The 20,405-nt window shown below is 73.4% G+C and carries 19 protein-coding genes; 11 read left to right on the top strand and 8 right to left on the bottom strand.

Going from position 1 to position 20,405, the window contains the following annotated elements; genetic code table 11:
* Positions 1 to 22: 22 nt before the first annotated feature.
* Complete coding sequence (locus NBH00_RS19275; RefSeq protein ID WP_254570202.1) at positions 23 to 1,681, bottom strand: acyl-CoA dehydrogenase family protein; 1,659 nt, start codon at positions 1,679 to 1,681, stop codon at positions 23 to 25.
* A gap of 440 nt (positions 1,682 to 2,121) precedes the next feature.
* On the opposite strand from NBH00_RS19275, the gene NBH00_RS19270 reads away from it, so the two are divergent.
* Both NBH00_RS19270 and NBH00_RS19265 read left to right on the top strand, forming a co-directional pair.
* Positions 2,122 to 4,245 carry an NADP-dependent isocitrate dehydrogenase gene (locus NBH00_RS19270; RefSeq protein WP_254570201.1) on the top strand — a complete coding sequence of 708 codons (2,124 nt, stop codon included), beginning with the start codon at positions 2,122 to 2,124 and terminating at the stop codon, positions 4,243 to 4,245.
* A gap of 56 nt (positions 4,246 to 4,301) precedes the next feature.
* Positions 4,302 to 5,291 (top strand): malate dehydrogenase, encoded by a 990-nt coding sequence (locus NBH00_RS19265; RefSeq protein ID WP_254570200.1) that lies wholly within the window; start codon positions 4,302 to 4,304, stop codon positions 5,289 to 5,291.
* A 58-nt stretch (positions 5,292 to 5,349) separates the two neighbouring features.
* Here NBH00_RS19265 and NBH00_RS19260 read toward each other — a convergent pair whose 3' ends face one another.
* Positions 5,350 to 5,796: an SRPBCC family protein gene (locus NBH00_RS19260; protein ID WP_254570199.1), complete on the bottom strand. Its 447-nt coding sequence runs from the start codon at positions 5,794 to 5,796 to the stop codon at positions 5,350 to 5,352.
* Between the two features lie 73 nt (positions 5,797 to 5,869).
* Complete coding sequence (locus NBH00_RS19255) at positions 5,870 to 6,265, bottom strand: helix-turn-helix domain-containing protein (RefSeq protein ID WP_254570198.1); 396 nt, start codon at positions 6,263 to 6,265, stop codon at positions 5,870 to 5,872.
* A gap of 174 nt (positions 6,266 to 6,439) precedes the next feature.
* Here NBH00_RS19255 and NBH00_RS19250 point away from each other — a divergent pair, with 174 nt between their 5' ends.
* Positions 6,440 to 6,985, top strand: a complete 546-nt coding sequence (locus NBH00_RS19250) for a hypothetical protein (RefSeq protein ID WP_254570197.1) — start codon at positions 6,440 to 6,442, stop codon at positions 6,983 to 6,985.
* A gap of 159 nt (positions 6,986 to 7,144) precedes the next feature.
* Here NBH00_RS19250 and NBH00_RS19245 read toward each other — a convergent pair whose 3' ends face one another.
* Both NBH00_RS19245 and NBH00_RS19240 read right to left on the bottom strand, forming a co-directional pair.
* Positions 7,145 to 8,122 (bottom strand): sensor histidine kinase, encoded by a 978-nt coding sequence (locus tag NBH00_RS19245; protein WP_254570196.1) that lies wholly within the window; start codon positions 8,120 to 8,122, stop codon positions 7,145 to 7,147.
* 1 nt (position 8,123) lies between these two features.
* On the bottom strand, positions 8,124 to 9,257 hold the full coding sequence (locus tag NBH00_RS19240; protein ID WP_254570195.1) for a sensor histidine kinase: 1,134 nt from the start codon (positions 9,255 to 9,257) through the stop codon (positions 8,124 to 8,126).
* Positions 9,258 to 9,372: 115 nt separating this feature from the next.
* Here NBH00_RS19240 and NBH00_RS25625 point away from each other — a divergent pair, with 115 nt between their 5' ends.
* The gene (locus NBH00_RS25625; protein WP_367401268.1) at positions 9,373 to 10,629 is read left to right on the top strand and encodes a response regulator; all 1,257 of its coding nucleotides are present in this window, start codon (positions 9,373 to 9,375) and stop codon (positions 10,627 to 10,629) included.
* Between the two features lie 36 nt (positions 10,630 to 10,665).
* Here NBH00_RS25625 and NBH00_RS19225 read toward each other — a convergent pair whose 3' ends face one another.
* Positions 10,666 to 11,112 carry an SRPBCC family protein gene (locus NBH00_RS19225; RefSeq protein ID WP_254570194.1) on the bottom strand — a complete coding sequence of 149 codons (447 nt, stop codon included), beginning with the start codon at positions 11,110 to 11,112 and terminating at the stop codon, positions 10,666 to 10,668.
* Between the two features lie 25 nt (positions 11,113 to 11,137).
* Positions 11,138 to 12,058: an NAD(P)H-binding protein gene (locus NBH00_RS19220; RefSeq protein WP_254570193.1), complete on the bottom strand. Its 921-nt coding sequence runs from the start codon at positions 12,056 to 12,058 to the stop codon at positions 11,138 to 11,140.
* 50 nt (positions 12,059 to 12,108) lie between these two features.
* On the opposite strand from NBH00_RS19220, the gene NBH00_RS19215 reads away from it, so the two are divergent.
* Together NBH00_RS19215 and NBH00_RS19210 are read left to right on the top strand one after the other, a co-directional pair.
* Positions 12,109 to 13,170, top strand: coding sequence for an alpha-hydroxy acid oxidase (locus NBH00_RS19215; RefSeq protein WP_254570192.1), 1,062 nt, complete (start codon positions 12,109 to 12,111; stop codon positions 13,168 to 13,170).
* A 301-nt stretch (positions 13,171 to 13,471) separates the two neighbouring features.
* Positions 13,472 to 13,675: a hypothetical protein gene (locus NBH00_RS19210; protein ID WP_254570191.1), complete on the top strand. Its 204-nt coding sequence runs from the start codon at positions 13,472 to 13,474 to the stop codon at positions 13,673 to 13,675.
* 53 nt (positions 13,676 to 13,728) lie between these two features.
* Here the strand turns inward: NBH00_RS19210 and NBH00_RS19205 are convergent, their stop codons facing one another.
* Positions 13,729 to 14,991 carry a cation:proton antiporter gene (locus NBH00_RS19205; RefSeq protein WP_254570190.1) on the bottom strand — a complete coding sequence of 421 codons (1,263 nt, stop codon included), beginning with the start codon at positions 14,989 to 14,991 and terminating at the stop codon, positions 13,729 to 13,731.
* Between the two features lie 7 nt (positions 14,992 to 14,998).
* Between NBH00_RS19205 and NBH00_RS19200 the strand changes: the two genes are divergently transcribed.
* The 5 genes from NBH00_RS19200 (at position 14,999) to NBH00_RS19180 (ending at position 20,370) form a co-directional block, all read left to right on the top strand.
* Positions 14,999 to 15,841 carry an MBL fold metallo-hydrolase gene (locus NBH00_RS19200; RefSeq protein ID WP_254570189.1) on the top strand — a complete coding sequence of 281 codons (843 nt, stop codon included), beginning with the start codon at positions 14,999 to 15,001 and terminating at the stop codon, positions 15,839 to 15,841.
* 70 nt (positions 15,842 to 15,911) lie between these two features.
* Positions 15,912 to 16,394 carry an Hsp20/alpha crystallin family protein gene (locus NBH00_RS19195; RefSeq protein WP_254570188.1) on the top strand — a complete coding sequence of 161 codons (483 nt, stop codon included), beginning with the start codon at positions 15,912 to 15,914 and terminating at the stop codon, positions 16,392 to 16,394.
* Positions 16,391 to 18,796 (top strand): endopeptidase La, encoded by a 2,406-nt coding sequence (gene lon, locus NBH00_RS19190; RefSeq protein ID WP_254570187.1) that lies wholly within the window; start codon positions 16,391 to 16,393, stop codon positions 18,794 to 18,796. Before NBH00_RS19195 ends, lon begins: the two co-directional genes overlap by 4 nt.
* Positions 18,797 to 18,935: 139 nt before the next feature.
* Complete coding sequence (locus NBH00_RS19185; RefSeq protein ID WP_254570186.1) at positions 18,936 to 19,679, top strand: hypothetical protein; 744 nt, start codon at positions 18,936 to 18,938, stop codon at positions 19,677 to 19,679.
* A 70-nt stretch (positions 19,680 to 19,749) separates the two neighbouring features.
* Positions 19,750 to 20,370, top strand: a complete 621-nt coding sequence (locus NBH00_RS19180; RefSeq protein WP_254570185.1) for a TetR/AcrR family transcriptional regulator — start codon at positions 19,750 to 19,752, stop codon at positions 20,368 to 20,370.
* Positions 20,371 to 20,405: the final 35 nt, after the last annotated feature.

Genomic DNA, 20,405 nt, shown 5'->3' with positions numbered 1-20,405 from the left:
GGCGTACTGTCGGCGATCGAGGTCAGGCCGGCATCGCACGGTCGATGATCGCGCGGAAGTCGGTGCCGGCGGGCAGCGTCCCGAAGGCGAGGCCGCTGTCCCCGGCCAGGCGCGCGGCGCAGAACGCATCGGCGACCGCGTGGGGGGCGTGGCGCAGGAGGAGGGACGCCTGCCAGGCGAGCGCGAGGTGCTCGACGACGCGGCGGGCGCGGACCTCGATCGCGTCCGGGTCGGCGAACGCGGCGTGGAGGCCGTCGACGAAGGCGTCGTAGCGCGGGTCCGCGCCGGCCGCGGTGCCGAGTTCGGCGAAGTACGCCTCGAGCGTCTCGGGCTGCTTGGCGAGCGCGCGCAGGACGTCGAGCGCGTTGACGTTCCCGGAGCCCTCCCAGATCGAGTTCAGCGGCGCCTCGCGGTAGATGCGCGGCATGCCGGACTCCTCGACGTAGCCGTTGCCGCCGAGGCACTCGAGCGCCTCGACCGCGACGGCCGGCGTGCGCTTGCAGACCCAGTACTTGCCGACCGCGGTGCCGAGGCGGCGGAGCGCCACGTCGCCTTCGTCGTAGGCGCGCGCGAGGCGCATGGCCAGCGCGGTCGCCGCCTCGCTCTCGAGGGCGAGGTCCGCGAGCACGTTCTGCATGAGCGGCTGGTCGATGAGCGTCTTCCCGAACGCCGCCCGGTGGGCGGCGTGCCAGGTCGCGTTCGTCACCGCGGCCCGCATGTTCGCCGCCGACCCGATGATGCAGTCCAGGCGGGTGTGCCCGACCATCTCGATGATCGTCGGGACCCCGCGGCCGGGCTCCCCGACCATGCGGCCCCACGTGCCGTCGAACTCGACCTCGGAGCTCGCGTTGGAGCGGTTGCCGAGCTTGTCCTTCAGCCGCTGCAGGCGGAAGACGTTGCGCGAGCCGTCGGGGAGGATGCGCGGGACGGCGAAGCACCCGACGCCCTCGTCGGTCTGCGCGAGGACGAGGAAGAGGTCGCACATCGGCGCGGAGGTGAACCACTTGTGCCCGCGGATGAGGTACTCCTCGCCGGGGCCGCCGCTGCCGCTCACGGGGACGGCGGTCGTCGTGTTCGAGCGTACGTCGGAGCCGCCCTGCTTCTCGGTCATCCCCATGCCGCACTTCGCGCTGCCCTTCTCGGCGGCGGGGCGCAGCGTGCCGTCGTAGGCGGGGGCGGTGAGGAGCGGCTCCCACTCGGCGGCGAGCGCCGGCGTCGTGCGCAGCGCAGGGATCGCCGCGAAGGTCATCGTGATGGGGCAGCCGTGACCGGCCTCGGTCTGGCCGCTGGTGAGGTACATCGCCGTGCGCGCGACGTGGGCGCCGTCCTCCGTCGTCGTCCAGGGCAGCGAGTGGAGCTCGAACTGCGAGGAGAGCGTCATGAGCGAGTGGTAGGCCGGGTGGAACTCGACCTCGTCGATCCGGTTCCCGTAGCGGTCGTGCGTGCGCAGGACGGGCTCGTTCTCGTTCGCCTGCGGGCCCCACTCGCGGAGCGGGACGTCGCCGTACGCGGCGCCGAGCTCGGTGACGCGCGCCGTGGCCCAGCCGCCACCCTCGCGCTCGAGCGCCTCGACGAGCGGGGCGTTCGTCGTGAAGAGGTTCAGCGGCGCCAGCGGCGGCGCCTGGTTCGTCACCGCGTGGGTCTCGGCGGTGTGGTGCGCGGCGGGCTCGGCGACGGACATGGGTGAAGGCTAGTCGACTGACCGTGGGCGTTCACTGGGCGCTCGCCGACCTCCGGTTTCTGGGCGACGTGCTTCCGGGCGACGGGCCGCCGGCGGCGCGGAGCTCGGGTGAAGCTCAGGGCCACGCGGCGACCGTCGATGATGGTCACCGGCGTACTTCACGCGCGTGGGGCCACTGCGTCGACTTCGAGAAGCAGTCGGCCGGCGAGGGCGGGCCAACGGCGGCTCCCGAGCTCAGGTTGCCGGATGTCTGGCGCGGCGGACCGACGCAGAACCGGCGCCCGCCCGGATGCCAGGAACCGCGGACCCGCGTGCGCGACGGCAAGAACGGGTTCGCACCCGCACGGGCCCGACTGGCACGGCTCGATAGCGTGTCGCCCGCTGCCCCGCCCCTGACACCCTGTCGGCCTGTCCCGGCACCGACCCACCGGACCTCCGCCATGAAGATCATCTACACCCACACCGACGAGGCCCCGGCGCTCGCGACGCAGTCGCTGCTGCCGATCGTCCGCGCCTTCTCCGCCGCCGCCGACATCGACATCGAGCTGCGCGACATCTCGCTCGCGGGCCGGATCCTCGCCGCGCTGGGCAAGCAGGAGGACGCGCTCGCCGAGCTCGGCGAGCTCGCCAAGACGCCCGCGGCGAACATCATCAAGCTCCCGAACGTGAGCGCCTCGCTCCCGCAGCTGAAGGCCGCGATCGCGGAGCTCCGGGCCCAGGGCCACGAGCTCCCCGACTACGAGGACGCCAAGGAGGAGTACGGCCGGGCGATGGGCTCCGCCGTCAACCCCGTCCTCCGCGAGGGCAACTCCGACCGCCGCGCACCCGCGTCGGTGAAGGCCTTCGCGCAGAAGCACCCGCACTCGATGGGCGCGTGGTCGCCGGACTCGAGGTCCCACGTCTCGACGATGACCGACGGTGACTTCCGCTCCACCGAGCAGGCCGTGACGGTCGAGGGCGACGGCGCCGTCCGCATCGAGCACGTCACCCCCGACGGGGCGGTGACGGTCCTCAAGGAGGAGATCAAGGTCCTCGCCGGCGAGGTCATCGACTGCTCGGTCATGCGCGCCGCGGCGCTGCGGGCCTTCCTCGACGAGCAGGTCGCCGACGCGAAGGCGCAGGGCGTCCTCTTCTCGGTCCACCTGAAGGCGACGATGATGAAGGTCTCCGACCCCATCATCTTCGGCCACGCCGTCCGCGCCTACGCGGGCTCGGCCTACGAGGGTTACACCGACGTGAGCCCGAACGACGGCCTCGCCTCGCTCGTCGCGGCGCACCCGGAGGCGCAGGCGAAGGTCGACGCCGCGATCGCCGCCGGCCCCGACATCGCGATGGTCGACTCCGCCAAGGGCATCACGAACCTCCACGTCCCGAGCGACGTCATCATCGACGCGTCGATGCCCGCGGCGATCCGCTCGTCCGGCCAGATGTGGAACAAGGACGACGCGCTGCAGGACTGCAAGTACGTCATCCCGGACCACTCCTACGCGCCGCTGTACGCCGAGACGATCGAGCACTGCAAGCAGCACGGCGCCTTCGATCCCGCGACGATGGGCACGACGCCGAACGTCGGCCTCATGGCGCAGAAGGCCGAGGAGTACGGCTCGCACGACAAGACGTTCGAGGCCGCGGCGCCGGGCACGATCCGCGTCGTCGACGCCTCCGGGACGACGCTCATGGAGCAGACCGTCGAGACCGGCGACATCTTCCGGATGTGCCAGGCGAAGGATGCGCCGATCCAGGACTGGATCCGCCTCGCCGTCGAGCGCGCCCGCGCGGCGGGCGCCCCCGCGGTCTTCTGGCTCGACGAGACCCGCGCGCACGACGCGGAGCTCCTGAAGAAGGTCCGCCCCGCCCTCGAGGCGCTCGACACCGACGGCCTGCACATCGAGATCCTGCCGGTGGGCGAGGCGACGCGCTTCACCCTCGAGCGGGCCCGCCGCGGCGAGGACACGATCTCGGTCACCGGCAACGTCCTGCGCGACTACCTCACCGACCTCTTCCCGATCCTCGAGCTCGGCACGAGCGCGAAGATGCTCTCGATCGTCCCGCTCATGAACGGCGGCGGGTTGTTCGAGACCGGCGCGGGTGGGTCGGCCCCGAAGCACGTGCAGCAGTTCGAGCGCGAGAACCACCTGCGCTGGGACTCGCTCGGCGAGTTCCTCGCGCTCGCGGTGTCGTTCGAGTTCCTCGCGGACAAGACCGACAACCCCCGTGCGCGCCTGCTCGGCCAGACGCTCGACCGGGCGACCGGGCGACTGCTCGAGGAGGGTCGCTCCCCGTCGCGCAAGTGCGGCGAGCTCGACAACCGCGGCTCGCACTTCTACCTCGCGCTGTACTGGGCGCGGGAGCTCGCGGACCAGAACGAGGACACCGCGCTCGCGGAGCGGTTCGTCGTCCTCGCGGACGAGCTCGCCTCGGCGGAGGACGCGATCGTCGCCGAGCTGAACGCCGTCCAGGGCGAGCCCGTCGACGTCGGCGGGTACTACCGCCCCGACCCCGAGCGGGTCGCCGCCGCCATGCGTCCCAGCCCCACCCTGAACGCGGCGCTCGCGGCCCTCTAGCCGCGCGTCGCCCGCTAGCGTCCGACCTCACACCCCCCAAGGAGAACACCCCGACAATGAGCACCCCCGTCAAGGTCACCGTCACCGGCGCCGCCGGCCAGATCGGCTACGCCCTCCTGTTCCGCATCGCCTCCGGCGCGCTGCTGGGCCCCGACACCAAGGTCCACCTGAACCTCCTCGAGATCCCGCAGGCGGTCAAGGCCGCCGAGGGCACGGCCATGGAGCTCAACGACTGCGCCTTCCCGCTGCTGGCCGGCATCGACATCCACGACAACCCGACGGCCGGCTTCGACGGCTGCAACATCGGCCTGCTCGTGGGCGCCCGTCCGCGTGGCCCGGGCATGGAGCGCGCCGACCTCCTCGAGGCGAACGGCGCGATCTTCAAGCCGCAGGGTGAGGCGATCAACGCCGGTGCCGCGTCGGACATCAAGGTCCTCGTCGTCGGCAACCCCGCCAACACGAACGCCCTCATCGCGCAGAGCAACGCCCCGGACGTGCCGAAGGAGCGCTTCACCGCGATGACGCGCCTGGACCACAACCGCGCGATCGCCCAGCTCGCCGAGAAGGCCGGCTGCGCCGTCACCGACATCAAGAAGATGTCGATCTGGGGCAACCACTCCCCGACGATGTTCCCCGACCTCTACCACGCCGAGGTGAAGGGCCAGAACGCGTTCGAGGCCATCGGCTCGGACCTCGACTGGTACCGCGAGACCTACCAGCCGACGGTCGGCAAGCGCGGCGCGGCGATCATCGACGCGCGCGGCGCGTCGTCGGCCGCGTCGGCCGCCTCGGCCGCGATCGACCACGTCCACGACTGGGTCCTCGGCACGCCGGAGGGTGACTACGTCTCCATGGCCGTGCCGTCCGACGGCTCTTACGGCGTCACCGAGGGCATCATCACCTCGTTCCCCGTGACGTGCTCGGGCGGCGAGTACTCGATCGTCCAGGGTCTCGACATCCCGGAGTTCGCGCAGGAGAAGATCGACGCGACCGTCGCCGAGCTCGTCGGCGAGCGCGACGCGGTGAAGGGTCTCGGCCTGGTCTAGGCCGCCGATGCCGTGATGGGGCGGGGGCCGGTGCGGCCCCGCTCCGCCGCCGACCGGGCTACTCCGCCTCGACGAACGCCTTGAGCTTGCCGGGCATCGAGTCGCAGAGCTGGCCGCGCAGGATGTCGACGAGCGGGCCGCGGATGACGAGCCCGAGCGTGCGGCCGAAGTCGACGTGGAGGTTGTACGTCGCCTGCGTGCGACCGTCGCCGAGATCGACGAGCTCCCACGAGCCGCTGACCTTCTTCAGGTCGCCCTTCTCCTGGTTCCACGACATGCCGGTGGGCCCGTCGTAGGTGAAGCGCAGGTCCGACGTGAGCGTGCGGACCTTGCCGTCGACCTTCGTCTCAACGTACGTCTGCTCGCCGCCGGGGCCGCGTTCGGTGACGATCGCGCTCTTGATCTCCGGCTGCCAGCGCGGAGAGCGCTCGACGTCGGCGGCGACCTCGAAGCAGCGCTCGATCGGTGCGTCGATCTCGATGGTGGCGGATCCGTCGATGGCCATGCCGGAACCGTATCCGAAAATCAGCGACTGCCGGAAAACCGGCGGCTCAGGTGAAGCGCGGGGCGGCGGACGGCTACGCCGCCTCGACCGGGTACCAGCCGCGCCCTTCCTTGCGCACGAGCCCGTCCTTCTGCAGCTCGGGCATGACGCGGTAGAGGTAGTTCTGGGCGATGCCCATGCCCTGCGCGAGCTCGGGGATCGTGATCCCGGGCTGGGCCGTGACAGAGGCCAGCGCCTGCTTGGAGCGGGTGCCCGAGCCCTTCGGGCGCCCGCGTCCCGAGCCGCTCCCCGCGGGCTTGGACGTGCTCGGGCGACGCCCGCGGCGCGCGGCCGGGGCAGCGGCAGGAGTCTCCACGCCGTCGAGCGCGGCGGCCGCGGCCTCGAGGCGGTGGTACTCCTCCACCAACGGGCGCAGCTCCTTCAGGCGAGCCGCGATCTCCTGCTTCTTCTCGTCGAGAAAATCAGTCATCAGACAGACGAGTCTGACAGAAAATGTTCCAACAAAACAGCGGCCGACGGTGAGAGCTCTTGTGCGATGCGACGTCGCGGAAACACGCGCAAAATCAGCGTGTTCGCGGTCCCAGTGACTTACCGGTAATCGGAGGCGGCCGCCGGGGGCCGTGCGAGCGGATAGTGTCGCCCCATGCGTCATCGGATCGTCGTGATCGGCACCTCGGAGACCGCCCGCGCCGTCGCGCTGCTCCTCGTAGCCCGGGATGACTCCCACCTGCTGCTGACCGGGGAGGACGGCGGAGCGCTGCAGGCGGCCGCGGTGGCGCTCGCGGCCGAGGCGCGGGTCGCCGGCCCGGTGCCCGCCCACGAGCTCACCGCCGCCGACGTCGTCGTCGTGTGCGAGGGCCAGCCACCGCCGGCGGAGGACCTGCGGATCCGCTGCCCCGACACCGTCCTCATCGTCGCGACCGCCGATGTCGCGGCCGACGCCCGCGCACTCCAGGACGAGCTCCGCTGGCCGCGTCAGCGGGTCATCGGCATCGGCGCCGGGGCGGCGACGGGCCCGTCCACCCGGCGCGCCGCCGCCGCGGCGCAGCTCGTCGATCACGTGCTCGCGGATCGCGACCGCACGGTCGAGGTGACGGTCCAGACGACCGCCCAGGGCGGCGAGGGGAGCTGGGGCAGCGTCCCCGCGCGGATCGGCGCGCGGGGGATCCAGGCGTTCGACGAGGGGTAGGGGCGGGGCGGGCGGGCGGTCTGTGGGCGCACGGACGATCACGGACGTGCGGGTGGTTCGGGTGGAGGGCTGCGCGAGACGGTGCTCACCACGGTGAGTGGAGTCCCACTGCTCCCTGGCAGCAGCAGGATTCCACTCACCTCCGAGAGCGCCGCCCCCTCAGCGCACCGCCACCGCCAGCCGGGGCAGCCGTGCGCGCAGCTGCCACCCACCGTCGCCCGTCGGGCCGGCATCAAGGCGGCCGCCGCAGGAGTCCAGGCGCTCCCGCAGCCCGCGGAGCCCGTTCCCGCTCCCGTGCCCGGCGAGGTCGGGCGCTCCGGGGGCGGCGGCGTTGACGACCTCGACGAGGAGCTCGTCGGGCCGGGCGGCGACGAGGACGCGGACCGGCGCGCCCGAGGCATAGCGCAGGGCGTTCGTCAGGCCCTCGCGGACGACGAGGAACGTGCTGCGCACCGCGCTCGCCGGCAGCGCCGCGTGGTCGCCCTCGAGCCGGAGCGTCACGTCGAGCCCGGTGCCGACCGCACGGGCGACGAGCTCCTGCACGAGCGCCAGGTCGGGGGCGTCCGCCACCTCCTCCTCGTCGGCGAGCAGCGCCACGAGCCGGCCCATGTCCGCCTCGGCCTGGCGGGCGGCCTCACCGATGGCGGAGAACGTCTCGCGTGTGAGGCCCGGGTCGACGGCGGCGAGACGCTGCCCCGCGCTCGCCTGCACGACCATGACGCTGATCGCGTGCGCGACGATGTCATGGAGCTCCGCGGCGATCCGGGCGCGCTCGTAGCGGACCGACAACCCGGCGTAGACGTCCCGCTCGGCGTCGAGCTCGGCCCCGCGCGCCGCGAGCTCCTCGGCGAGCCGGTCGCGGCCACGCAGCCCGTAGCCGGCCAGGAGGGGGAAGAGGACGCTGAAGGCGTTCGGCGCCTCGTTCCCGCCGCCCTGCGCCACCGCCGCGACGAGGAGCAGCGTGGCCGCCACGCCGCCCGGGACCGGCGAGGCGTAGCGACCGAGGCCGAACGCCGCCGCCATCTCGGCGACGAACACGAAGGCCCCCAGCACGCTGTCGCCGCCGTTCCGCGTCGTCGCGAGGGCGGCGGCGAGGACGGTCGCGACGACGACGGAGGCGAGGCCCCGGTACCCCATGTCAGGCGATCAGCGGCAGGGCGGCGACCGCCTCGGCGCGCCCGCCGTGCGTGCTCGTCCGCAGGGAGCCGCGGTGGAGCTCGACCCGCTCCCGGGCGCGGGCGACGGCGGCGCTGACCTCGCTGCGGCGGCGCATCGGCCCGCCGACGGAGAGCTCGAGCATGTCGTCGGCGAAGCGGACGTTCACGGCGATCCCGGGGGCGTCCTCGAGGGCGTCGAGGAGGTGCTCGACGACCCGGTAGGCCGACAGCTCCACGCCGGCGGGGAGCACCCGCGGGTCACCGTCGACGCTCAGCCGGGCGTCGGCGCCCTTGGCCCGGACGACGAGCGCCTCGAGCGACGTGAGGGTCGGTTGCGGCGTCGTCGTCGCGGAGCCGTCGTGGTCGCTGCGCAGGACGCCGACGAGCTCGCGCATCTCGTCGAGGGTCGCGCGGCTCTCCCGCTCGATATCGGAGAGGACGGCCGTGGCAGTGCCGTCGGCGACGCTCCGCTCGCCCCGGTCGGCGAGGCGGGCGAGCTCCCCGAGGCGCCGGTGCAGCAGCGCGTCGAGGTCGTGCGAGAGCTGCGCACGGTCGGACGCGACCTCGAGCCGGGCGCGCTCGTCGCGGGCGACCCGGAGCTCGTCGTTGCGGACGCGCAGGTCGGCGGCCAGCCGGCGGCGGGAGGCGGCCACACGGCCGAGGCCCCACGCGAGGGTGATGATCGGCGCGCCGAACACGGCGACGCCGAAGCCGAGGAAGTCGCCGGCCCCGACGAGGACCGCGCCGAGGACCGCGAGGCCGAGTCCCGCCTGCGCCTCCCGGCCGTCCCGCCGCGAGGCGGCGGAGAAGGCGAGGAAGCCAAGGGCGGGGAAGGCGACCCCGCAGCGCACGGCCGACCCGAAGACGATCGCGTGCAGGGCGAGGGCGACGACCACGGCGCCGAGCGCCCTGATCGGGTCGACGGTCCGCCACAGGAGCGGGATCGTCACGGCGACGAAGGCCGGGATCGCGAGGAACGCGACGTCGGGCGCCGAGACGTCCGTGGTGTACACGTTCTCGATCATCAGGCCGATCCCGAGCGCGCTGAGGAGCAGCGTGATCGCGACGTCGAGTCGACCGATCCGGACCTGCGGGGACGTCGTCTGGGTGGGCATGTGCGTGCCGTCCTCCTGAAACGTGGTCGATAGGAGCATCGCAAGGATCGGGCCGCCGGGCCAGGGGCGCGTCCGCCGTCCGGGTGAACGTGCGGCAGATGCGTCATCCCCGGGGATGACGGCACCCGCGCGGGCGGCGATGATGATGCTGCTGCCCATGCCCGAGCCCTCGTTCGTCACCGTGCTCTTCACCGACCTCGTCGGCTCGACCGCACTCTTCGACGGACGCGGCGACGACGCGGGCGACGCGATCCGCCGCGCCCACTTCGCGGCGCTCCGCGGCGTGGTCGCCGGCCACGGCGGACGCGAGGTGAAGTCCACCGGTGACGGCCTCATGGTCGTCTTCACGAGCGCGGTCGAGGCCGTGCGCTGCGCCGTCGAGATGCAGCGGGCCGCCGCCGCGGTGCCGGGCGGGCCGGCGATGCGGGTTGGGGTGGACGCCGGCGAGCCGCTCGCCGAGGGGGCGGACCTCTACGGGCGGCCGGTCATCGTCGCGAGCCGCCTGTGCGACGCCGCCGGCGACGGCGAGATCCTCGTGAGCGAGATCGTCCGGCAGATCGCGGGCTCACGGGTGACCGAGGCGGTGGCGCCGGCGGGCAGCATGCGCCTGAAGGGCATCGCCGAGCCGGTCGCGACCGCGAGCGTCCTGTGGCGCGAGGACCCGGACGGCGCCGGCGACCTCCACGCGCCCCCGGAGGCCGCGCCGCGCCAGATCTCCGTCGTCGTCGCCGACGACCAGCGCCTGCTGCGCGCGGGCTTCCGCGTCATCCTCGACGCGGAGGCCGACATGACCGTCGTCGGCGAGGCGGGCGACGGGCGCGCCGCGGTCGACGTCGTCGCGCGCCGCCGGCCGGACGTCGTCCTCATGGACATCCGCGTGCCCGAGCTCGACGGGCTCGCCGCGGCCGAGCGCATCCTCGAGGACCCGGAGAACCGCACCGCCGTCGTCATGCTGACGACCTTCGACGCCAGCGAGTACGTCTTCCGCGCCCTGCGCATCGGGGTGAGCGGCTTCCTCCTGAAGGACACCCCGTCCGACCGGCTGCTCGACGCCGTGCGCGTGGCGGCGGCGGGGGACGCGCTCATCGCGCCGTCGATCACCCGGCGGCTCATCGGCGAGTTCACCCGGGCGGCGCGGCCCGCGGGGGACGGGGTCCCCGAGCAGCTCACCGCGCTCACCGGCCGGGAGCTCGAGGTGTTGCGGCTCGTCGCCCGTGGCCTCTCGAACGCCGAGATCGCCACCGAGCTCATCCTCGGCGAGGCGACGGTGAAGACGCACGTCGCGCGGATGCTCGGGAAGCTCGGTCTCCGCGACCGCGTGCAGGCGGTCGTGCTCGCCTACGAGACCGGCCTCGTCACGCGCGAGACCTGAACGGGCGCGGGCCACCGGCGCCCGCCCCGCGACGGCTCAGCCTTCGAGCAGGGCCTTCAGCGCGTTCAGCGAGGCGTGGGCCTCCTTCGCCGGCAGCCCGCCGACGAGCGCCTTGGAGGCGACCGCGCCGAGCGGCCCGAGGGGGGCCTTGAACTCGTTGCGGTAGTGGAAGCGGGTGCCGCCGTCGATGGCCTCCAGGCGGTACGCCGTCTCGGCCTTGGACCGCGCCGGGCCCTTGCCGCGCCACTCGGCGAGGTTCGGGGCGTCGCACCTCGCGAGCTCCCAGTGGACCTTGAACTTGGCGCCGCGCAGCGTGAGGGACTGCTCCATCGTCGCGCCGACGGCGGGCTCTCCGGTCGAGTGCTCGCCGAGGCCGCGGTGGATGCTCACCCACTCGTGGAGCCGCTCGGGGTCCATGACGACGGCCCAGACCGCCTCCGGCGGCGCCGCGATGTCGATCTGCGTGACGACGGGATCGCTCATGAGCGTCGAACCTAGCGTGGCCGCGTCAGCGCGCGCAGAGCGGCTCCACGGCCTCCCAGTCGCGGAGCGACCGCTCGATGGCGGCGTCGAAGGAGTGCAGGCGCACGCCGAACCGGCCGGCGGCGTCGTGGGTCGGGTCGGCGACGAGGTCGCTGCCGAGGCTCTCCATCAGGGGTTCGATGAGCGCCGGGTCCTCGCCGGCGATGGCCGCCGCGACCTTCGACGCGATCGGCGTGACGCTCAGGGGGAGGGCGATCGTCGGCCGGTGCACGAGCATGCTGTCGCGGATGCGGCGGATGAGGTCGCCGTAGGTGACGATGTCCGGGCCGCCGATGTCGTACGTCGCGGCGCCGGTGACGTCGTCGCGCGTCCCGGCGGCGTGGAGGAGGGCGAGGACGTCGCGCTCGTCGATCGGCTGCGTGCGGAAGCGCTGCCACGAGGGGAGCGGGAGGACCGGCGTGCGCTCGACGAGGCGCACGAGGAAGCGGAACGACCGCGAGCCGGCGCCGATGACGATCGAGGCGCGGAAGGCGACCGCCTCGGGGGCGCTGTCGAGGAGGATGCGCTCGACCGCGAGGCGGCTGCCGAGATGACGCGACGGGGCGGACTCCGTCGGCACGAGCCCGCCGAGGTACACGACTCGCCGCACACCCGCCCTGCGGGCCGCCGCGGCGAAGTTCTCCGCCGCCCGGGCCTCGGTCGCGTCGAAGCCCTCTGTCGTCCCCTCCATCGAGTGGATGAGGAAGTACGCGACGTCGACGCCGTCGAGGGCGCGGTCGAGCCCCTGGCCGGTGACCGCGTCGCCCGCGACGATGCCGTCGACGGCCGCGGTGACCTTGGACGGCGTCCGCGCGAAGGCGCGCACCTCGTGGCCCGAGGCCTTCAGGCGCGGGACGATCGCGGCACCGACGTAGCCGGACGCGCCGGTGACGAGAACGAGGGACATTGGTCCTGCAGGGTACGGCGGCCCCGCGGAATACGATCGCTCCTTCTTCCATGGAGCTCCTGCGCGCCCTGCACGACGACGCCCGCTCGCGGCTGCCGGAGGCCGTCCACGACTACTTCGCGGGCGGGGCCGGGGACGAGCAGACGCTCGCCGACAACGAGGCGGCGTGGCGCGCGCTGTGGCTCGTGCCCCGCGTGCTCACCGGGGTCGCGGCCGCCGACCCGCGCATCACGCTCCTCGGCCGCGACCTCGCGGCGCCGGTCCTCCTGGCCCCGGTGGCCGCGCAGCGGCTGCTCCACCCCGACGGCGAGGTGGCGACGGCGCGGGCGGCGGCGACGGCCGGGGTCGTGTCGTGCCTGTCGACCCGGGCGACCGCCGACCTCGCCGAGGTCGCCGCGGCGGCGCCGGGCGGCGAGCGCTGGTTCCAGCTCTACATGGGGGAGGACCGCGGCCACGTCGCCGCGGTGCTGCGGCGGGCGCGCGAGCACGGGTACACGCACGTCGTCCTCACCGCCGACCTGCCGGTGCCCGGGCGGCGCGAGCGCGAGCGACGCCACGGCCCGGTGCCGTTCCCGGCCGGCGTGACCCTCGCCACCCACCTCGGCGGCGCGCACCCGCTCGCCGCGAAGCCGCCCGTCGGCGGCTGGCAGGCCCTCACGTGGGCGGACGTCGCGTGGACGGCGTCGGCGGCCGACCTGCCGGTGATCGTCAAGGGCATCCTCGACCCCGGTGACGCGCGGCGCGCGGTCGACGCGGGCGCGGCCGCCGTCGTCGTCTCGAACCACGGGGGGCGCCAGCTCGACGGCAGCCTGCCGACGGCGGTGGCGCTGCCCGCGGTCGTCGCGGCGGTCGCGGGCGCCGTCCCGGTGCTCGTCGACGGGGGGATCCGCGACGGTGGCGATGTCGTGCGGGCGCTCGCGCTCGGGGCGAGCGCCGTGCTCGTCGGCCGGCCGTACCTGTGGGGCCTGGCCTGCGGCGGCGAGGAGGGAGTGGGCCGGGTGCTCGCTGCGCTCGTCGAGGACACGGTCCGAGCGATGACCCTCGTGGGGGCGGCGGCGGTCGCCGACCTCGGCCCGGCCCTCGTGCGGGCGCGCCCTCCGGCGCCGTCCTGAAACCTGTCGTCCGCGCGGCGAAACCCCCGGAGCCCGGAGAATTCCCCGGAGAATGCGGGAACGACGTTGCCGCGAGGGGGCGGATGTGCCTCGGTCGGCGCATTTTCGACCCCTGCGACGAAAAGCTCGCCATTTGCGAAGTCGGCCGAAATCAGATTGATGCGGTTAGCGGGAATCGGCGTTGCAGACGTCGAAGGGGGTGTGATTTGGTGGCGCTCGTCGCCGAGGGATCCACCCCGGCACGGACAGCGGACGAGGGTGTCAGTCGAACATGGCTCAAGGTCGTGGAGCAGGTCGCAAGGTGTCGTGTGAGCAGTGCTTCTTCCGGTGCAACTCGCTGTGTGCGCTGGACCTCGACCGGCCGTGCGCGACCTTCCGCCCCGACCACCCGGACGGGCTGAAGCCGCCGCAGCAGATGCGCCTCGAGTTCCGCTCCGAGCGCACGCGGGCCGCTTGGGCCTTCCCGACCGCCCAGGAGCAGGCGCAGATCCACGCGATGGCCTGAGATCCCAGGCCCCATCGGGGATCTCGGGATCATGTCGGACGAGAGGCGAACCCTCAGGTAGAGCCTGAGGGTTGGCCCTTTTCGGTCGTCCGGCGGGCGATCCAGCCGACGCCGGGCGTGTCGGTCAACCCGTGGGCGAGGATCGAGCAGACGACGCAGAACGCGGCGATGTCGAAGATGCGCTCGCCGGCCGGCCCGACGTCCGCGGAGACGACGAGCAGCGAGAACGCCATCGTCGCCACGCCGCGGGGCCCGAACCAGGCCATGAACGCCTGCTCGACCCGTCCGGTGCCCGTCCCCGCGAGCGCGATGACGACGCCGAGCGGGCGGGCGACGAGCAGGGCGGTGAACGCGATGACGACCGTCGCCGCCCCGTCCTGGAAGAGGCCGCCGAGCGTCAGGAGCGAGCCGAAGACGACGAAGACCCCGAGCTTCGCGATCTCGACGATGTCGTCGGCGCGCTGCTCGAACGCGCGCCCGATGTCCGGCCGCCGGATGCCCAGCGTGATCGCGCAGACGAACACGCTGATGAGGCCGTTGCCGTGGGGCGGCAGCACCGTGACCCCGTAGGTCGCGAAGGCCACGCCGAGCGCGAAGAGCGACTGCTGGTGCGCCGGGATCGAGTGCTGCAGCGACCGGCCCCGCGGCATGAGCAGGGCGGCGAGCAGCCCGAGCCCGACGCCGAAGACGAGGCCGAACCCGACGTCCTGCAGGACGAACCGCCACCAGACGAACCCGCTCGAGTCGGCGAGGACCATGACGAGCGCGAGCACCGGCGCGAGGGAGAGGCCGTCGTTGAGCCCGGACTCGAGGTTCAGCGAGTGCCGGACGAGCCGCGGGACGCGCGGGTTCGTCACCACGCCCGAGGAGAGCACCGGGTCGGTGGGGGACAGCAGCGCGCCGACGAGGAACGCCTCGGTCCACGAGAGGTCGGTCACCGCCTTCGTCACGACGGCGACGACCCCGCACGTGATCGGCAGCGCCACCGCGAGCTTGCGGGCCGGCAGGCGCCACGCCTTCTGGAGCAGCTCGGCCTCGACCTCGAGCCCGTCGCGGAAGAGGAGGACGATGAGCGCGACCGTCGCCACGTCCGTGACGAACTCCGAGGTGGCGGAGAAGTGGAGCACCTCCAGGCCGCCCCGCCCGAGCGCGAACCCGGCGACGACGAACACCGGCGTCATGGCCAGGAAGCTGCGCCGGGTCACGCCCGACAGGAGGGCTCCGAGCACGAGCAGCGCGCCGAGGACGACGACCGCGCGCGCGAACGCGTCGCCACCCGTGCCCCCGGTCGCGAGGTGGAAAGTCCCAGGGAGCATCCCGGTAGTGTCCCGTCTCGTCACAGGAGAGGACACGCAGGTGAGGATCACGGTGCTCGGAAAGTCGCCGGCCTGGCAGGACGCAGGCGGCGCGTGCAGTGGCTACCTCATCGAGGAGGCCGGCACCTGCGTGCTGCTCGACTGCGGCTGCGGCGTCTTCGGGAAGCTCCGCACGCACCGCGACTACATCTCGGTCGACGCGGTCGTCATCTCGCACCTGCACGCCGACCACATCTTCGACCTCGTGCCCTTCGCGAGCGCCCTGACGTACGCGCCACGTCAGCAGCCGGTGCCCGTCGACCGCTGGCCCGGGATCGCCGAGCCGATCCGCCCCGCGCTGTACGCGCCCCACGGCGCCAAGGAGTCCTTCGCCCTCATGTGCCAGGGCGGGGGGATGTTCCCGAACCACGTCGAGAACGCGTTCGACATCCACGAGTACGGGCCCGGCGACGACGTCCGCATCGGACCGCTCTCCGTCACCTTCGCGGCCGTGCCGCACTTCCTGCCGACGTGCGCGGTCGACGTCCGCGTGGCGGGCAACGGGAGCGGCCCCGGCCCGCGCTTCACCTTCGGGGCCGACTGCGCGCCGAACGACGAGATCGTCGCCTTCGCCGCGGGCACCGACCTCATCATGCTCGAGGCGACGCTGCCGCGGCCCGAACGCAGCGGCATCCGCGGCCACCTCACCCCGCGGGAGGCCGGCGAGCACGCCGCCCGCGCGGGCGCACGCCGCCTCGTCCTGACCCACATCTCGGACGAGCTCGACGCGCTGTGGGCGCTCGACGAGGCACGCGACGCGTTCGGCGGCGAGGTCCTCCTCGCCTCCGAGGGCGCCGTCTACTGCGTCTGACGCGGGCGCGCCCCCGCACCGGCCCGCGGGCCGGGGCCGCCCGGCGCGGCGCCGGGGGTAGCATCGGGCCATGCGACCCGAGCGTGACCTCTTCGCGAACTTCGAGCGGATGCGGCGCGAGATGGACGAGCTCTTCGGGGACGTCCTCGACCGCACCGGCCTGGCCTCCACGCGGCGCGGCGGCTTCAGCCCCGCGGTCGACGTGTTCTACGAGACGCCGTCGAGCGGCGGCCGCGCGTTCGCCGTCGTCCACGCGGAGCTCGCGGGCATCGACCCGGACGAGATCGGCCTGGAGATCGAGGGGCGCGAGCTCGTCATCGCGGGCAACCGCCGCCCGCCCGGCGAGGCCGAGGACCGCGTCTACCAGCAGCTGGAGATCGACTTCGGGCCCTTCCGCCGCGTCATCCCGCTCGGCGCCGACGTCGTCGCCGACGAGGCGAAGGCGACGTACCGCGACGGCATCCTCCGCGTCGAGCTGCCGCTCGCCGCCCCCGAGCCACGCACCCGCCAGGTCCGGATCGTCGCGGAGCGGTTCGAGGACCTCGAGGCATGATCGAGATCTCCGGCGAGACCCGGGCCGATCAGGAGATCGTCGTCGGCGCCCCGCGCGCCGTGCCTGCCGCGCTGCCCGTCCTGCCGCTCCGCGAGACGGTGCCGCTGCCGGACACGCTGACCCCGCTGGCGATCGGGCAGGAGCGCTCGGTCCAGCTCGTCAACGACGTGCTCGCCGGCAACCGCATGCTCGTCATGGTCGCCAGCCGCGACCCCGAGCTCGAGACGCCCGGGCCCGACGAGCTCTACGACGTCGGCGTCGTCGGCTCGATCGCCCGCATGCTGAAGGTGCCCGACGGCACGCTGCGCATCCTCGTCCAGGGCGGGCCGCGGGTCCGGATCGACCGCTTCAGCCAGGAGCTGCCGTACCTCGTCGCGGAGATCACCGAGCAGCCCGACGTCGTCAAGCAGACGACGAAGCTCACGGCCCTCATGCGCACGGTGCAGGACACGTTCTCGCGGATCGTCGAGGAGGTCCCGTACCTGCCGGAGGAGCTCCTGCTCGCGGTCGCGAACATCGACGACCCCTCGACGCTCTCGCACCTCATCGCCGGCTCGCTGCGCCTGAAGACCGAGGAGAAGCAGGAGCTCCTCGAGGAGCTCGACGTGACCGTCCGGCTGCGCAAGCTCGTGGAGGCGCTGCACCGCGAGCTCGAGGTCATCAACATCGGGTCGAAGATCCAGTCGCAGGTCCAGTCGGAGATCGACAAGGGCCAGCGCGAGTTCGTCCTGCGCCAGCAGCTGAAGGCGATCCAGGCGGAGCTCGGCGAGTTCGACGAGTCGACCGAGGAGGCCGCGCGGCTGCGGGAGCGCCTCGCCGCCGTCGCGCTGCCGGAGGACGTCCGCCGGCAGGCCGACCGTGAGCTCACGCGCCTGGAGGCGCTGCCGACCGCGGCGGCCGAGCACGGCGTCATCCGCACGTACCTCGAGTGGCTCGCGACGCTGCCGTGGGGCGTGCAGACCGAGGACGACCTCGACCTCGCCCACGCCCGCGAGGTCCTCGACGAGGACCACTACGACATCGAGCAGGTGAAGGACCGCATCATCGAGTTCCTCGCCGTCCGCCGGCTGAAGCCGGACGCGCGTGGCTCGATCCTCTGCTTCGTCGGGCCGCCCGGCGTCGGCAAGACGTCGCTGGGACGGTCGATCGCCCGCGCGCTCGGCCGCAACTTCGAGCGCATCAGCGCAGGCGGCATGCGCGACGAGGCGGAGATCCGCGGACACCGCCGGACGTACATCGGCGCGATGCCGGGCACGATCATCCGCGCCCTGCGCGACGCCGGGTCCGCCAACCCGCTGTTCATGATCGACGAGATCGACAAGCTCGGGACCGACTACCGCGGGGGCGGGGGCGTCGAGTCCGCGCTGCTCGAGCTCCTCGACCCGGAACAGAACTCGGCCTTCCGCGACCACTACCTCGACGTTCCCTTCGACCTCTCGCACGTCATGTTCATCACGACGGCGAACACGCTCGACACGATCCCCGGGCCGCTGCGCGACCGCATGGAGGTCATCCAGCTCGCGGGCTACACCGAGGACGAGAAGCTCCAGATCGCCAAGCGGTACCTCGTGCCCCGGCAGGTCGAGCGCAACGGCCTGAAGAAGTCGTGGGTGTCGGTGAGCGACGCCGCGCTGAAGACGATCATCCACGACTACACCCGCGAGGCCGGCGTCCGGAACCTCGAGCGGGAGATCGGGTCGGTCTGCCGGAAGGTCGCCCGCGCCGTCGCCGGCGAGCTCGGGGCGGACCCGCCACGGAAGGTGACGCGCACGACCGTCGGCGAGGCGAAGGTCCGGGAGCTGCTCGGCCGGCGCCGCTTCCACGCGGAGACCCGGCGCCGCACGCAGCAGCCCGGCGTCGCGACCGGTCTCGCCTGGACGCCGGTCGGCGGCGACGTCCTCTTCGTCGAGGCGACGTCGATGCCCGGTACGGGGAAGCTCGTCATGACCGGCCAGCTCGGAGACGTCATGAAGGAGAGCGCGCAGGCGGCGCTGTCCTACGTCCGCGGGCACGTCGGCGAGCTCGCGCCCGCGCTCGAGGACGGCTGGTTCGGGACGCACGACCTGCACGTCCACGTCCCCGCCGGCGCGATCCCGAAGGACGGGCCGAGCGCCGGCATCACGATGGCGACGGCGCTCGTCTCGCTCCTCACCGGGCGCGCGGTCCGCTCCGACACGGCGATGACCGGCGAGATCACGCTCACGGGGCAGGTGCTGCCGATCGGCGGGCTGAAGGAGAAAGCGCTCGCCGCGCAGCGCACGGGCGTGACGCGGATCATCGCCCCGTCGCTCAACGAGGCGGACATCGAGGACATCCCCGAGCACCTGCGGGAGAAGCTCGAGTTCACCTTCGTGGACGAGGTCGGAGAGGTCCTGGAGCGGGCGCTCGAGGCCCCCCGCTGAGCGGCGGGACGACGCGCCGTTCGAAGGGTGCAGATCCGGGTATAGACTCGCTGTCAGGCGGTGCGCCGACGCACTGGTGCGCCCCGCCGGCGGTTCTCTGGAAGAGCCGTCGTACCCCACTGTGATGCGAGGAGAGCCGATGGCATCGAGGAAGAAGCAGGCCCGGGAGGCCGCCGAGTCCGCCGCGGAGGCCGCCAAGGCCGCCGAGGCCGCGATCGCGGCACGGGCGCAGGAGGCCGGCGCGGCCATCTCGTCGAAGGCGCAGGACGCCGTGTCGACCGCGAAGAAGGCGCAGAAGAAGCGCTCGCGCCGCAAGGCGCGCGAGGAGGCGGCCGCGGCCGTCGAGGCGAAGGCCCGGGAGACCGCCGCGGCCGTGAAGGCCGAGGCCGAGAAGCAGGCCGCAGCGGCCGCGAAGGCCGCCGCCCAGCCGAAGCGCAAGCGAGCCCGCAAGGCCGCCGAGAAGGCCGCCGCGGCTGCGGCCGCCAAGGCCGCCAAGGAAGCGGCCGAGCAGGCGAAGAAGCAGAAGAAGGCCAAGCGCAAGGGCAGGCTCAAGCGCCGTCTGCTCGTCGTGACGTTCGGCGGCATCGCCGCGCTGGCCGGCTCCGAGGGCCTGCGCAACAAGGTCCTCGACGCGCTGTTCGGTGCCGAGGAGGAGTTCGACTACACGTCGACCACCGCTCCGGTGACGCCGCCGCCGGCCGCGGCCACGCCGCCGGTGGCCACGCCGGCTCCGTCCGTCGAGCCCGCCGTCGCCGGGGAGGCCCCCGCCGAGGAGCCCGTCGCCGCCGCGGCGTCGAAGCCCAAGGCGGCCGCGAAGCCGAAGGCCGCGAAGGACGCCGACGCCGCCGCCCCCGCCGAGACCGGCGGCGACGACGCGGCGTAGGTCGCCCGTCGCACCAGCAGTTTCCGGAGGGCGCCCGCGGGCGCCCTCCGTCGTTCTATGATCGGGAGCGATGGAGGCCGCCACCACCAGCCCGACGCCGGGGACGCGCTCGATCGAGGGGGTCAAGGCCCAGCGCATCGTCGACGCGACCCGCACCTGCGTCGCCGCCCGCGGGGTCGCGGGGGCGACGTTCGACCACGTCTCGCGCGAGGCGGGCGTCTCCCGCGGCCTGCTCCACTACTACTTCGGGACGAAGGAGCGGCTGCTCGCCGAGGTCGTCCGCCGGGACTGCGACCTGCGGATGGAGGCACTCGACGTGCAGCTCGCCGGGGTGCAGGACGCCGACTCGTTCATGGCGCTGCTGCGCGCGCAGCTCGAGGACTTCGTCACCGCGACGCCCGACCTCGTCGCGGTCATCTACGAGCTCTTCACGATCTCCCGGCAGAACGAGGAGATCGCGGCCGAGTTCGCCGAGCTCCTGCGCCGGACGCGCACGCACGTCGCCCGGCTGCTCGCGGCGAAGCAGGCCGAGGGCGTGCTGCGCCTCAAGGCCGACCCCGAGGCGATCGCCGACGTCCTCTTCGGCCTCGCCGACGGCCTGGCGATCCGGATGCTGTCGGACCCGGGGCGCGACTGGGCGCCGACGGTCGAGGCCGGCGTCCGCGCGGCCCGCTCGCTGCTCGCGGACTGAGCAGCCCCGGCAGGCGCCGGACGGGAGTGTGCGGT

The sequence above is a fragment of the Paraconexibacter antarcticus genome, from assembly GCF_024220175.1.
GTDB lineage: Bacteria > Actinomycetota > Thermoleophilia > Solirubrobacterales > Solirubrobacteraceae > Paraconexibacter > Paraconexibacter antarcticus.
Note: the sequence above shows the minus strand (reverse complement) of the source record. Positions and strands in the feature narration are given on the sequence as shown.

Excerpts from the sequence above, each read along its gene's own strand:
- NBH00_RS19275 (WP_254570202.1), bottom strand. The coding sequence starts at position 1,681 with ATGTCCGTCGCCGAGCCCGCCGCGCACCACACCGCCGAGACCCACGCG.
- NBH00_RS19270 (WP_254570201.1), top strand. The coding sequence starts at position 2,122 with ATGAAGATCATCTACACCCACACCGACGAGGCCCCGGCGCTCGCGACG.
- NBH00_RS19265 (WP_254570200.1), top strand. The coding sequence starts at position 4,302 with ATGAGCACCCCCGTCAAGGTCACCGTCACCGGCGCCGCCGGCCAGATC.
- NBH00_RS19260 (WP_254570199.1), bottom strand. The coding sequence starts at position 5,796 with ATGGCCATCGACGGATCCGCCACCATCGAGATCGACGCACCGATCGAG.
- NBH00_RS19255 (WP_254570198.1), bottom strand. The coding sequence starts at position 6,265 with ATGACTGATTTTCTCGACGAGAAGAAGCAGGAGATCGCGGCTCGCCTG.
- NBH00_RS19250 (WP_254570197.1), top strand. The coding sequence starts at position 6,440 with ATGCGTCATCGGATCGTCGTGATCGGCACCTCGGAGACCGCCCGCGCC.
- NBH00_RS19245 (WP_254570196.1), bottom strand. The coding sequence starts at position 8,122 with ATGGGGTACCGGGGCCTCGCCTCCGTCGTCGTCGCGACCGTCCTCGCC.
- NBH00_RS19240 (WP_254570195.1), bottom strand. The coding sequence starts at position 9,257 with ATGCCCACCCAGACGACGTCCCCGCAGGTCCGGATCGGTCGACTCGAC.
- NBH00_RS25625 (WP_367401268.1), top strand. The coding sequence starts at position 9,373 with ATGACGGCACCCGCGCGGGCGGCGATGATGATGCTGCTGCCCATGCCC.
- NBH00_RS19225 (WP_254570194.1), bottom strand. The coding sequence starts at position 11,112 with ATGAGCGATCCCGTCGTCACGCAGATCGACATCGCGGCGCCGCCGGAG.
- NBH00_RS19220 (WP_254570193.1), bottom strand. The coding sequence starts at position 12,058 with ATGTCCCTCGTTCTCGTCACCGGCGCGTCCGGCTACGTCGGTGCCGCG.
- NBH00_RS19215 (WP_254570192.1), top strand. The coding sequence starts at position 12,109 with ATGGAGCTCCTGCGCGCCCTGCACGACGACGCCCGCTCGCGGCTGCCG.
- NBH00_RS19205 (WP_254570190.1), bottom strand. The coding sequence starts at position 14,991 with ATGCTCCCTGGGACTTTCCACCTCGCGACCGGGGGCACGGGTGGCGAC.
- NBH00_RS19195 (WP_254570188.1), top strand. The coding sequence starts at position 15,912 with ATGCGACCCGAGCGTGACCTCTTCGCGAACTTCGAGCGGATGCGGCGC.
- lon (WP_254570187.1), top strand. The coding sequence starts at position 16,391 with ATGATCGAGATCTCCGGCGAGACCCGGGCCGATCAGGAGATCGTCGTC.
- NBH00_RS19185 (WP_254570186.1), top strand. The coding sequence starts at position 18,936 with ATGGCATCGAGGAAGAAGCAGGCCCGGGAGGCCGCCGAGTCCGCCGCG.
- NBH00_RS19180 (WP_254570185.1), top strand. The coding sequence starts at position 19,750 with ATGGAGGCCGCCACCACCAGCCCGACGCCGGGGACGCGCTCGATCGAG.